We start from the raw sequence: 12,343 nt of genomic DNA, 5'->3' as shown, positions 1-12,343 counted from the left end.
CGGGGGTTCGCGGTCCCCGGCTGGCGGTACCAGCCTCGCAGATAAGTTGACTTAGGTCGATAAAGCAGAGCAAGGTAAATCCCTTGCGGGTTCCCTCGGCGCGACACCCGAGCGCAGGTCGGGCACCGTGGCCTGCCGACCGACACGAGCAGGAGGAACACGTGACCAGGCCGCTGCCCGCGGTGCCCGCACCCCGTCCCGGCAAGCTTGGCCGCCGCCTCTACACGGACCTCGCCTCCTCGGCACCCGCCGTCCGCCGGCGCTTCTACGCCACCCTCGACACCGGAGACTGGGCCCAGGTCCTCGCAGCAGCCGACGCCGAGGCTGGCACCCCCTACGCCCTGTGGGCCGACGACCCTGTCGGATTCGTGGAGGACGTCCTCGGCGAATCCCAGTGGAGCCGCCAGAGGGACATCCTCGAAGCCCTGGTCGACAACCGCCGAGTCGCCGTCCCGAGCTGCTTCGGCTCCGGCAAGACCCACATCGCCGCCCGCGCCGCCGTCTGGTCCGCCGCCGTGCACCCGCCCGGCACCGCCCTCACGGTCACCACCGCCACCCGAGCCCGCCAGGTCCAGCGCCAGATGTGGCCCCACATCCGCCAGATCGTCGCCCGCGCCGGCCTGCCCGGCGACGTCGGCGTCACCCAGTGGAAGATGCCCGACCGCCACGGCTCGGACACCGTGGTCGCCTACGGGTTCAGCGCCCCGCCGCACGACGAGTCCGCCGTCCAGGGCATCCACGCGCCCCGCCTGATGGTCATCGTGGACGAGGCCGGCGGCATCGGCCGGATCATCGGCGCCGCGATGCGCGGCCTGCTCACCGGCGAGCACACCCGCGCCCTGCTGATCGGCAACCCGGCCACCGACGACGAGGGCAGCTGGTTCGAGCAGACCTGCGCCGACCCCACGGTCCGCGTGCTGCCGATCAGCGTCTACGACACCCCGCTGCTGTCCGGCGAACGCACCCGCCGCTGCCGCGCCTGCCCGCCCCAGGCACCCGCCCACCTGCTCGCCACCCACCTCGTGGACCCCCAGTGGGTGGAAGAGGCCATCCGCGACCATGGCGAGGACGCGCCCTTCGTCCAGGCGAAGGTCCACGCCCGCTTCCCCCGCGGCGGCCAGGCCCGCGCCATCCCCTCCTCCTGGGTCGAGCGCGCCAGCGACAACCCCGAACCGGACGGCCCCGACTACGTCGCCCTCAACACCCTCAGTCTGGACGGCGAGACCAGCGCCCACCGGGTACGGCGCGGCGCCTGGGTCAGGCTCGGCGTCGACGTCGCCGCCGACGGAGGAGACGAGTTCGCCATCGCCCGCTCCGTCGGCGACCTGGTCGAGCTGCGCCACGCCAGCGCCGGCCAGGACAACGCCGACCCCGTCGTCGTCGCCGGAGTCGTGCTGCGGGAGATCAAGACCGCCCAGGACCTCGCCGCAGCGCTCGGCAGCACCGCCCCCGTACGCGTCAAGATCGACGGCGTCGGCATCGGCTGGGGCGTCGCCGGCCTGTTGGAAGCCTGGCGGCGCGAAGGCCTCCACCGCGCAGAGATCGTCACCGTGCTCGCCAGCGAGAGCACGGGCCGGGACGACGAGGCCGCGACGCTGCGCCCCTCCAACAAGCGGGACGAGATGTGGCTGGCGATGCGGTCGCTGCTGTCTCCCCACGGGCAGGGCTCGCTACGGCTGCGCGTCGACCGCCGTACCCAGGCCCAGATGTCCGCCCCGAAGCTGGAGACCAACTCGGGCGGAAGGACCGTGATCGAGTCCAAACGGTCGATGCGGCGGCGCGGTGTCAGCTCGCCGGACCGAGCGGAGGCGGTCCTGCTGGCGCCCTACGAGCCGCACACCGGGAGGCGTCGCGTCCGGGTGATCGCTTGACCGGAGACAGGGTAAATCAAGGCTACGACACCAGAATTATCTGGCAATCCGTCAGTAATGAGTGATCCAACTATTCCCGTTGACATGGGAGATGGTCCGGGTTTTGATGGCATGTCTTCCGGGGGCGCGGCCGGTCAGATCCTGCGAAGGGGAGCCGCAGATTTGGCATGCTCGCGATCCAGGAAGCGTGGTGATTCAGCAGAGGGGGGACCATGCCATCACTGGAACGTCTCATCGAGATGGACGAATTCGGGCTGACGGAATTCCCGGGAACACCGCCGAGCGCCAGGGTGCGCGCCATCACGGCAGTCTGGCCTGTCCACCCCAACGACAGGCCCCGGGCCCGCGGCAGCCTGACAGGCACCCTCGCCGTCGCCGACCTGGACGACTGGGCCCCAGCCGACCCCGGCTTCGAGCGCCTCGTCAGCTGCACCGCAGGCGCCGGCGCCGCGGCACTGGCCGTCATCTCCACGACCGGCTACGTGCCCATCGAGCTCGTCAACGCCATGAGCAAGCTGCGCGTGCCGTTCCTCACCCTGCCCGCCCGTACCTCCTGGGCCGACCTCGCCGAGGCGGTTACCCACGAGCGGATGAACAACCTGCACCGGGCCATCGAGTGGCGCGACTGGCTGCTCGGACAGGCGCGCGTCACCTCCGACGCCCCGCACGCCGGCCGCATCGTGCGCTGGCTCGCCTCCGAAACCTCCAGCCGAGTCGTCCTGGTCGGCCGGGACGGAGCGCTCACCGCCGTCGCCCCACAGCGCTCGGCCGACAAGCTCACCGCCGTCGCGGACAAGATCACGCAGATCGCCGGCGGCACCCTCCAGTCCGCCGCCCTCGAGCACGACGGCCACCAGACCCGACTCGTCGCCGTCGGCAGCTCCCAGCCCCGCGCCGTCCTCGTCGTGGCCCGCGAAGCCCCCTTCGACCGCGGGCTCACCCAGATCATCAACCGGGCGGCCGACCTGATCTCCCTGCACCTCGCCGTCGAGGACGCCGACACCGACCTTCACAACCACCAGGCCACGGCCAACGCGCTGCGCATCGCGATCCTGCAACTCCTGATGACTGGAGAGGTTTTCAAAGCCCAGCGAACCGCGGCCAGCCTCTACCCGGGACTCCTCGACCAGGACACCGCCCGCGTCTACATCCTGGAAAGCCGCCCGTCCGAACGCAACCAGCTCGACGAGGAGTGCCGGCGCACCCTCGGAAGCCGCGCCCTCGTGGTGCAGTGCCCGGTCTACGACGAGCACCTGATCATCGTCGCTCCCCAGCCCTGCCCCACCGAACCAGGTACGGACGAAGTGGGCGCCGCCCTGTGCCGCCTGGTCGCCGTCCAGCGCCACCGCTACCTCGGCGTGAGCTCCACCAAGCCCCTGGCCGAGACCGACCAGTCCTACCGCCACGCCCTGCGCGCCCTCGCCAACGCCAGGCTCGACAGCAGCCGGACCGCGCTCTACAACGAGCAGGGACGGCTGCCCGAACTGCTCAACCAGCTTCACCCTGGCTGGGCCAGCGCCGTTCTACAGCCGCTCCTTGCCCAGCGGGCGGCGGACCGGGACGTGCTGATCCAGGCCCTCAACCTCACCCTCCAGTCATCGGTGCGCGCGACTGCCGAACTCACCGGCGCCCATCGCAACACCGTCGCCAACCGTGTCCGGTCCGCGGCCAGCATCCTCGGAGTCGACCTCGACAGCATCCGTGACAGGGCGCTCACCGCCGTCGCGCTGGAGGCCCTCATCGCGGACGAGTGCGGCGGCGAGACGCTCGACGTCGGGCCAGCCGACCTTCGGGAGTACCTGGCCGGCTCCGACGTCCGTGCGTGGAGGGACGAGTTCCTGCACCCGCTGTCGGGGGAACTGGCGTGCACCCTCAAGGAGTGGGTGCTGGCCAACGGCGACACCGCCCGCACAGCCGAGGCCCTCGGCATCCACACGCAGACCGCCCGTAAGCGGCTGCGCCAGGCGACGAAGCACCTCCAGCGCGATCTGCTCAACCAGTCCGCCGACGCGTACGACGTCGTTCTCGCGATCTCCAGCCGGTACAACCTCCCTCTGCCACTGCCTAGTTCGTAGGCCTTTGCGCCCCGACAGGCCGCTACAGGTGGCGATGGGACGTGTGCTGTCCGTGTCGATGTGCAACGGTGATAACCCAATTGTGCACTGATGAGATTCCCTTGAACATCGATCACCAACTACGGTCGAGCGTGGGGGGAATCCCGAATCCGTAACTTCCGGAATGGAGAGGGAACTTGCTTACTCTTGCCGTGCTGGGGTCAAGCCAGCACGCAAATCAAACCGTGAACCGGCTCTCGGCTGCGCGCTACTCAGTGCGCACCTGGGGCATGCGGGGCGCCAACACCAGCGGGGCTAGCTGGACCGCGCACCCCACCCCGCGCGAGGCCGCCGAAGGGGCAGGAATGCTCCTCACCTTCCTCGAGGACCTCGATGAACTCCACGAAGTGCTCACCCACCCGGCCGCCGGCGCGCTCGAAGCCCTCGACCCCGGGTCGTGGTGGCTCAACCTGGCTCCCGTGCCCGCCGACACCGATCGCGAACTGCGCGACCTGGCACGCGTGAACAGCGTCGCCTACCAGCACACGCCGATCTACGGCGCGAACGGCAACCTGATCGTCATCGGCCCCTCCATCGAGGACCGCTGCAGCCGCGCCGTCTGCGACACGATCCTGGGCACCATCGGCCCGGTGATCCACAGCGGCACCGAGGCCGCACACGTCGCCGCCACTGCCCTGCCCCGCGCCGCCGCAGCCCAACCGGCACTCGCCTCCCTCGGCAAGCAGCTCTGGGACATCGAGGCATCCATGCTGGAAGACAACGGGCTCATAGCCCACCAGCGTTGACGACACCGCCCCTTCGGGCCAACTCGAAGGCCACGCGCGGATGATGCCGCGACGAGCGAGCCGGGACCCACGCCGCGGACCCGGGCAGAACAGGACACCGAACAACCGCTGCTTGCCAGTAGGCCCCACCCGCAGGGCGCCCGCAGGCGAGGGGAGTGCAGCATGACCACCGACAGCACCAAGACCGACGACGCCACCGGCAGCGACATCCACGAGTGGGTGATCGCCGCGTACGTCCCCGTAGACACGCAGGGCGCCGCCTACGCCCGCCGCCGCGGTGTGTACCGGGTCCCAGCCACGACCAAGATCCAGAGTGCGGACGTGATGTGCATCCGCTGCCGCCGGCACTACGACGAGGTCCACGACCGGCCCTGCGCAGGCTCCGACCCGATGCTCCACGGAGGCCCGATCGGCACCCGCAAGCGCCGCCCCGCACCCGACTACCGCCACCAGGTGGACGCGGCGGAGGGCTTCCGCAAGCCGGCCGCCGGCGACCCGGACAACCGGATGCGCCAGCAGCCGCCGGGACGCTAGGCGGCAACACGCCTAGCCTGCCTGCCGTGACCACACCCAGCAGGCACCAGCCCCATCTGACGGACGACGTCGTGCACCTGACGGAACGCCGGGTGCGCGACATCGTCGCCGTCGTCCTGCTCGTGCTCGGCGTCATCGGCCTCAACGCGGCCGCCTACGCCACCGACCCGCGCCTCGGCCTCGCCTGCACCAGCCTGCTCGCGCTCGCGGTCGCCGCCGTCCTCGGCCACCACACCGAGCAGTAGGAGGACTGGATGCCCCGCCGCTGGTTCCCCACCCTGCGACGTCCTGCGCCGGCCATGAAGTCCGTGCCGGAGTACACGATGGGCTGGACGCCCGCGGGCGTGGACCGGGCCCGTCCGTGGTCCGTCGAGCGCGCGGTGCGCGACGGCATGGAGCGGGCCGTGTGGATCTACAAGGCGGTCGACACGATCTCCAACCACGCCGCGGACAGGCCGCTTCGGGTCCGCCCGCGCAGCGGCACCTCCGACGAGCCGCTGCCTCCCCACGACGCGCACCCGCTCTACCGCGCGATGAACATCAGGGCCAACCCGGCCGAGGGCGCGTGGACCTTCAAGAAGCGGGTCAGCATGCAGCTTCTGCTGTCCAAGCGCGGGGTGTTCCTCGAACCGACGTTCTCGCGCGGAGGCGACCTGCTGCGGATCGACCTGCTGCCACCGGGCCGTACCCGGCCGGTACCGTCCACCGGCGCTGACCTGATCTCCCACTTCGAGACCGTCACGATCACCGGGGAGCTGCGCCACCTCGACGTCGACCAGGTGCGGTGGATCCGAACCCCCCACCCGCTCGACCCCTACTCCGGCATCACACCGCTGGAAGCCGCAGGCCTGAGCGCCGACCTCGACTTCTTCACCCGCCACTACAACCTGTCGTTCGTCAACAACGACGCCAGGCCCGGCGGCGTGATCGGCATCGACGGCGACATGGACGACGACGAACTGCGCCTGCTGCGCGCCAGGTTCGGCACGGGACCCTCCGCCGCCGGCTCCTGGACGGTGCTCAACGGCGGCAACGTCACCGTCACGGACACCTCCGTCACACCCCGGGACATGGCCTACGAGACCGTCGCCGCCCTCTCCAAGATCGAACTGCTCGCGGCGTTCGGCGTCCCGGAGTCCCAGCTCGGCAACGCCTCGGGCCGGACGTTCGACAACGCCCGCGCCGAGAAAACGACGTTCTGGGAGATCACCATGCCGCCGCACCTGCGGCTGATCGCCGACGCCTTCCAGGACGACGCCGGGGAAGACGCCGAGGTCTACTTCGACACCTCCGACATCGATGTACTGCGAGAACCCCGCACCAAGCGCCTGGCCGAAGCCCGTGAGGAAGTCGCCGCCGGCGTTCGCTCGATCCGTTCCTACGCCGAACTCGCCGGATACGCCGACGAGATCGATGACACCCCCGAGACCCGGGCCCTGTGGCTGGCCTCCGGCCGGACCGCGCTGCCCGCCCGCACCGCCGACGCCCCGGCCCTCGACACCACGGCACCGCCCCCGGCGCCGGCCACGGCGAAGGCCCTGCCGTCCACCCTCGACCTCGCCCTGGACGAGACCGCGGCCGACTCCCTCCGAGGCCGCCTGGACGACGCCCTCCAGACGCTCACGACCCGCTGGACCGAGCGGACCGTCGCCCGACTCAACTCCCCCCGGCACCGCAAGGGCACCCGGCACTGGGACGACCGAGGCGACACCACAGCCCTCATTGGCATCAAGGACCTGCCCGTCGGCCAGGTGATCGACGTCGCCACCTGGCAGCAGGAAGCCGCCCAGGCCCTCCAGCCCCTCATCGAACAGGCTGCCACCACGGCGGCGACCGAACTGCACGCCGCCCTCGACTCGAACAGCACCGCCACCGCCGCCGTCTGGCCCACGATCGCCCCGCTGCTCACCACATGGCTCACCGGGCAGGCCCAAGCCCTCGCCGAAGACGTGGCCGGCGCCGACCGGGAGGGCAAGAGCCTGGCCGGCATCGCCGAGGCCACCCGCAGCTGGGGCCGCTCCCTCGCGAACTGGGCGAGCGTCAAGGCGGGCCACCTCGCCACCGTCACCGTCGAGAGCGCCCGCGACCAGGCCGCCGCCGCCAGCGCCCGCACCGGTCTCGTCCGCAGCTGGGTAGCCCACGACGACGGCCGGACCAGGTCCGACCACGACGCGGCCGACGGCCAGACCCAGCCCTACGGCCAGCCCTTCACCATCGGCGACGACCTGCTGCGCCACCCCGGTGACACCACCGCCCCACCCAGCCAAGCCGTCAACTGCCGCTGCCGCCTTGCGTGGCGGCTCGAGCGCTGATCGCATCGCCGGGCCGACGGACCGAGACCACCCCGCCCGTACCCCCGTGTGAGGATGAACCATGACCACCGGAACGCCCAGCAACCGCCAGCACCTCAACGAGGACTGGCTGCGCAGCCGGCGCTGGGACATCCGCTACCCGAACGGTGAGCCCGTCACCACACTCGACGGACTCGCCCAGGTACTGCGCGTCGACAGGCAAGAGGCTGCCCGCCGAGTCCTGACCCAGCCGTTCGGCAAGGCCGCCCCCCAGCAGCTGCGGGATGAAGCCGAGCAGGAGAACGGCGGCGACGAGACGGGGTGACCGCCGGCCAGCGCACAGACCGGGCTGAGAAGAGCAGCGCCCCGCGCGCGTTGCTCGTCGGGCCGCCACCAGGCCGCGGCGACGCTAAGCCGCGCCGCTGACAGGGTGCGCTGCACCAAGTTGCCCCGCCACCGGAGGACCGTGTGGGCCGCCCGATCCGAACCGCCCGGCTCGTCCACCTGCGCCTGCGCGCGAAGAACAAGCCGTTCGAGGAACACCTTCACCGACGGGACGGCCGCGGCCGGTTCGCGCAAAGCCCCAGCATGGGGCTGAACCCGCTGCTGGAGCGCATCCGAGCGGCTGCGAACCGGCAGTCCAGGGCACCACGCACTGAACCCCGCTTCGACGAGGAGCAGCACGGCCTGGTGTTCCGTGATGGGCAGAGCGAGCGTGTCGCCAAGGCGTACAAGGCGAACGTGGTGGAGGGGATCGCCCGCGACCTGCGCGACATGCCGGACGAGACGCTGCTGCTGGATTCCGACCGGTCCTGGCTCGACCAGGTGCGCGTGGGGAAGGTACACGCGTACGAGGACCCGGCGACCGGGATCGCCAACTCCGTCCGGCCGGGCGACTCCCCGGCGGACGCGTCCTGGACGCACGTCGACGCCGACCGGGCACGCGAGCTCTTGCGGCGCGGCGCCGTCAACGAGGTGGTCGCCACCTGGGCGATGACATCCAACGACGAAGACCCCGGGGCCCTCGCCCTTCAAGAAACCGCGCGAGAAGCCTTCGGGCTGCACCCGGCCGCCGACTGGCCCAGCACCGACCAGCTCGCGCGGGAGACCGCTAGTCAGCGGGCCGCCCGCGGCACCGGCCACGCGGCGATGCTGGCGGCGATGTGGGAGCGCACCCAGAACCACCTGGCCGAAGCCGACCTCGGCTCCCTGACCGTGTGGCGCGGCGTCGCCACTTCGGACGGTCGGCCACCCGCGGGCTGGACGGCCGACGGCAGCACCCTCTCCGACCCACTGCTGCGCCCGCTCTCCGCGTTCTCGCTCGACCCGGAGGTAGCCCACGGCTTCGCCGCGGATGGCGGGTCCGGCTTCGTGATGAGCGCGATCGTGCCCGCAGAGCGGGTGATCGCGACGCCGGCCACGGGGCTCGGCTGCCTGGACGAGTCGGAGGTCGTCATCCTGGCCGGTCCCGGCACCTGGCACTGGCAGTCTGCCGAGTAGTCCCGCATCGCTCGGCGCGACACCACCCCTGGCCCGGTGCCACGCTGCCGCCGTCCTGATCCCCGGCGGAAGGCGGTGCGGTGCACGACTTCCCCGCCGTCACCCTCCGGCTGCGCCGCAAGAACCGGCTCTGGGACGAGGCCCGGCATGTGCGCGACCTCCAAGGCCGCTTCGCCCACCACCCGGGCGCCGGCCGAGTCGGCCTCCCGGGCACCCTCGCGGACGACCACGCCGTCAGCCAATCGGACCTGCTCGGGAAACGGCAGAGGGCCCCCGGCGCCGTCAAGGCCGCCATGTGCGACTCGCTCGCCAAGAAGATGATCGACGTCCCCGACGAGCAGCTGCTGTCCGACCGCCAGCGCGACCGCCTCGCCCGGGTCCGTGCCGGACACCTCGCCGCGTACCGGCCGGAGTCCGGGGCCAACGGCTACGCCGACTACGTCGACCAAGCCGACCTCGACAGCGGCGCCCGCCGCGAGCCCTGGGGCTACGTGAGAATGGGCGCCGAGGAGTACCGGGACTTCGCCCGCGCCGAGGCCGTCTCCCACCACGTCGCCGGGTGGGCAGCGACCTCCAACGACCACGACGCGAACGCCCTCGCCCTCCAGGAGACCGCCCGCCAGGCCTTCAACCTCACCGACACCATGGCCTGGGACCACGGCGACGCCGGCCTCGACGCCGAAACCGCTCAGGCTCTTGCGGAAGACGGGCCTGTGCTGCACGCCTTCCTCACTGCCATGTGGGAGACCACCCAGGCGCACTTCGCCGACCTCGGCGTCACCCACGTCACCGTCCACCGCGGCTTCACCGGCGGCTACGACGACACCCACGTCAGCGGGATCGACGGCCAGGGCACGGTCACGGACCTGCCGCTGCGCCCGCTGTCGTCCTTCACCACCGAGGAACATGTCGCTGCCGGCTTCGCCACGCACGGCGGCGAGGTCCACGTCGGCTACACGATCAGCGGCGACGTGCCCGTCACCCGCATCCTGGCCGTCCCGGGGACCGGCATCGGCTGCCTGGACGAGTCCGAGATCGTCGTCCTCGCCGGCCCCGGCGACTGGCACGTCCAGCAGGTCTACGCCGAGACCGACGACGACAACTGGTACGACGAGTAGGACGAGACCCAAGCCCGCCGTCCGCCTACCGTGACCGCCACCAACCCAGCGAACCGGGAGCGACACGGTGGCACCGACCCCCAGCAGCACGCTGGACCACAAGCAGGCGATGCTCGGCGTGCTGGAGACCGACGATGACCAGGGCACCTTCACCACGCTCGTGTCGATCACCGGGCTGCGCGACCACGACGGCGACGTGATCGAGCCCGGTGCCTACGCCCGCACCCTCGCGGAGATCACACCGAAGGGCGTGTGGTCGCACGACTGGAACGTGTGGACCGCCCGCACCGAGCACACCGAGGAACTGCTGCCCGGCGACGCCCGGTTGCCCGCCGCCCTGCCGACCGGTCAGCCCTGGCCCGCCGAGGCCGGCGCGCTCCTGGTCAAGGGCCGCTGCAATCTGGCCACCCAGGCCGGGAAGGACATGTACGCCAACCTGCTGTTCTTCGGCGACCAGGTGCAGTGGTCCATCGGCTACCAGGTCCGAACGGCCAAACGCGCCAAGGGCGTTCGCCGCATCACCGACCTCGACCTCTACGAGTACAGCCCGGTGCTGTTCGGCGCGAACCCCTACACCTCCACCCTCGACCTCAAGCAGCACAAGGCCCGCGGGGCGCTGGGCGACACCCAGGTGGAACTGGCACCGCTGGCCGGCACCCTGGAGGAGCGGATCGACGCCATCGCCTCCGTCGTCGAGCAGCGCCTGCGCCCCACCGAGGACGACCGCCTCGAGTACGGCACGGTGCAGGTCATCGGCACCTACCCGGACCGGGTCATCGCCACCGTCTGGCAGTACACCCAGGACGGCTTCGGCTCCAGCAGCTGGGAGGTCCCGTACACGCTCTCCGACGACGGCGTTCCGACCGTCGGCCAGCCCAGCCCCGTACGCCTGGTGCTCGACGTCGAAGGAACCGGTCCCGACGCGGCGCTGGCCGCCCTGGCACCCGACGTCGAACGGGTCGCCTCCCAGATGAAGACCCTCGCGGACCTCCAGCACAAGGCGGGCCGGGTCCTCTCCGGGGAGAACGCCGACCGTCTGGCCTCCGCCGTGCAGCACCTGGTCGCCGTGCTCACCGCCGCCGGCATCGACTGGCAGCCGCCCAAGCCGCCCCCGGCTGACGAGAGTAAGACCCTGGCCACGGCGGTGCTCCAGCCGGGCGAGATCAGTGCGGCGCTCGCCCTGTTTGCCGATGTGCGGACCACCAGCTGACTGGTCAGTACGGAACGTTCGGGATTCGGGAGCGAACGGTTGCATCCGCCAGCACCAAAGGTGCTTCACTGACGACAGGTCACCGCTTCACCGCGACGGCGGCGTAGGCACTCACCTGGGCCTCGGTGATCCCTTGGTCGGCGCCGTTCGGCCGCCACCTATGGGTGGGGCAGATCCCGGGATCGAGGAGGTCCCAGCCGTCGAAGAACCGCTCAACCTGCGCCCGGGTGCGCATGCGGACCGTGGTGCCAGCGGCGGCGTAGACCTGGGTGATGCGCTCGGCCTCGGCTGGTCCGAAGTCGGGGGTGCCGTGGCTGATCACCAGAGCGCTGCCCGGGGAGAGCGCGTTCTTGAGCTGTTCCACGATCCGGTAGGCGTCCTGGTCGTCGGGCACGAAGTGGAGCAGGGCGTTGAGGCTCATGGCGACGGGTGCGGTGACGTCGATGGTCCGGGCCAGCTCCTGCGAGGTGAGGATCGTGGCCGGATCGGTGACGTCGGCCTGGAGGTAGGTGGTCAGCCCTTCGGGGCTGCTCAGTAACAGGGCGCGGGCGTGGGCCAAGACGATCGGGTCGTTGTCGGTGTAGAGAACCCGGGTCTGCGGATTCACGGCCTGGGCGACCTCGTGGAGGTTGGGCGAGGTGGGGATGCCGGTACCGATGTCGAGGAACTGGGCGATGCCAGCCTGTGCGAGGGTGCTGGTGGAGCGGTGCATGAAGGCCCGGTTCGCTCGCGCGGCGACCCGGGCGGATGGGAACACCGCGATCGCCTGGCCGGCGGCTTCCCGATCTGCGGCGAAGTTCGTTGTCCCGCCGAGGTAGTAGTCGTACATGCGGGCGGAGTGAGCCCGGTGAAGCTGGAGGTCGATCTCGTCGTCCTCGTCGTTGCGCCTGCCCACCGTGCCCCCCGGCCGTCTCGTCCTGCGCTGCTGTTCGTGCCGCGCCATGCGGAGCGCGCCACGG

11 protein-coding genes are annotated in these 12,343 nt (G+C 71.1%); 10 read left to right on the top strand and 1 reads right to left on the bottom strand.

The annotated features are described in order from the left end of the window. The first annotated feature begins 161 nt into the window (after positions 1-161). The 10 genes from ACFV8H_RS15205 to ACFV8H_RS15160 all read left to right on the top strand — a co-directional run bounded on the left by ACFV8H_RS15205 (position 162) and on the right by ACFV8H_RS15160 (position 11,384). The gene (locus tag ACFV8H_RS15205; RefSeq protein WP_380399824.1) at positions 162-1,871 is read left to right on the top strand and encodes a hypothetical protein; all 1,710 of its coding nucleotides are present in this window, start codon (positions 162-164) and stop codon (positions 1,869-1,871) included. Between the two features lie 212 nt (positions 1,872-2,083). Then, positions 2,084-3,946, top strand: a complete 1,863-nt coding sequence (locus ACFV8H_RS15200; RefSeq protein ID WP_380399823.1) for a helix-turn-helix domain-containing protein — start codon at positions 2,084-2,086, stop codon at positions 3,944-3,946. A 344-nt stretch (positions 3,947-4,290) separates the two neighbouring features. Further along, positions 4,291-4,731, top strand: coding sequence for a hypothetical protein (locus ACFV8H_RS15195; protein WP_380399821.1), 441 nt, complete (start codon positions 4,291-4,293; stop codon positions 4,729-4,731). Positions 4,732-4,893: 162 nt separating this feature from the next. Continuing rightward, entirely contained in the window at positions 4,894-5,265 is a 372-nt protein-coding gene (locus ACFV8H_RS15190; RefSeq protein ID WP_380399819.1) for a hypothetical protein, read from the top strand. Positions 5,266-5,291: 26 nt separating this feature from the next. Then, positions 5,292-5,510: a hypothetical protein gene (locus ACFV8H_RS15185; protein WP_380399817.1), complete on the top strand. Its 219-nt coding sequence runs from the start codon at positions 5,292-5,294 to the stop codon at positions 5,508-5,510. A 9-nt stretch (positions 5,511-5,519) separates the two neighbouring features. After that, entirely contained in the window at positions 5,520-7,577 is a 2,058-nt protein-coding gene (locus ACFV8H_RS15180) for a phage portal protein (protein WP_380399815.1), read from the top strand. 61 nt (positions 7,578-7,638) lie between these two features. After that, entirely contained in the window at positions 7,639-7,881 is a 243-nt protein-coding gene (locus ACFV8H_RS15175) for a hypothetical protein (RefSeq protein WP_380399814.1), read from the top strand. Positions 7,882-8,024: 143 nt separating this feature from the next. Next, entirely contained in the window at positions 8,025-9,056 is a 1,032-nt protein-coding gene (locus ACFV8H_RS15170; protein ID WP_380399812.1) for a hypothetical protein, read from the top strand. Between the two features lie 80 nt (positions 9,057-9,136). Next, positions 9,137-10,174, top strand: coding sequence for a hypothetical protein (locus tag ACFV8H_RS15165; RefSeq protein ID WP_380399810.1), 1,038 nt, complete (start codon positions 9,137-9,139; stop codon positions 10,172-10,174). A gap of 67 nt (positions 10,175-10,241) precedes the next feature. Further along, positions 10,242-11,384 (top strand): HK97 family phage prohead protease, encoded by a 1,143-nt coding sequence (locus ACFV8H_RS15160; RefSeq protein ID WP_380399808.1) that lies wholly within the window; start codon positions 10,242-10,244, stop codon positions 11,382-11,384. Between the two features lie 79 nt (positions 11,385-11,463). On the opposite strand, the gene ACFV8H_RS15155 is transcribed toward ACFV8H_RS15160, so the two are convergent. Continuing rightward, a complete protein-coding gene (locus tag ACFV8H_RS15155; RefSeq protein ID WP_380399863.1) occupies positions 11,464-12,327 on the bottom strand; it encodes an SAM-dependent methyltransferase in 864 nt (287 codons plus the stop codon). Positions 12,328-12,343: the final 16 nt, after the last annotated feature.

It is taken from the genome of Kitasatospora sp. NPDC059827, assembly GCF_042731675.1.
Taxonomy (GTDB): domain Bacteria; phylum Actinomycetota; class Actinomycetes; order Streptomycetales; family Streptomycetaceae; genus Kitasatospora.
Note: the sequence above shows the minus strand (reverse complement) of the source record. Positions and strands in the feature narration are given on the sequence as shown.

What these genes read in the sequence shown, in the direction of transcription:
- ACFV8H_RS15200 (WP_380399823.1), top strand. Translation starts at nt 2,084, where the DNA reads ATGCCATCACTGGAACGTCTCATCGAGATGGACGAATTCGGGCTGACG.
- ACFV8H_RS15195 (WP_380399821.1), top strand. Translation starts at nt 4,291, where the DNA reads ATGCTCCTCACCTTCCTCGAGGACCTCGATGAACTCCACGAAGTGCTC.
- ACFV8H_RS15190 (WP_380399819.1), top strand. Translation starts at nt 4,894, where the DNA reads ATGACCACCGACAGCACCAAGACCGACGACGCCACCGGCAGCGACATC.
- ACFV8H_RS15180 (WP_380399815.1), top strand. Translation starts at nt 5,520, where the DNA reads ATGCCCCGCCGCTGGTTCCCCACCCTGCGACGTCCTGCGCCGGCCATG.
- ACFV8H_RS15175 (WP_380399814.1), top strand. Translation starts at nt 7,639, where the DNA reads ATGACCACCGGAACGCCCAGCAACCGCCAGCACCTCAACGAGGACTGG.
- ACFV8H_RS15155 (WP_380399863.1), bottom strand. Translation starts at nt 12,327, where the DNA reads ATGGCGCGGCACGAACAGCAGCGCAGGACGAGACGGCCGGGGGGCACG.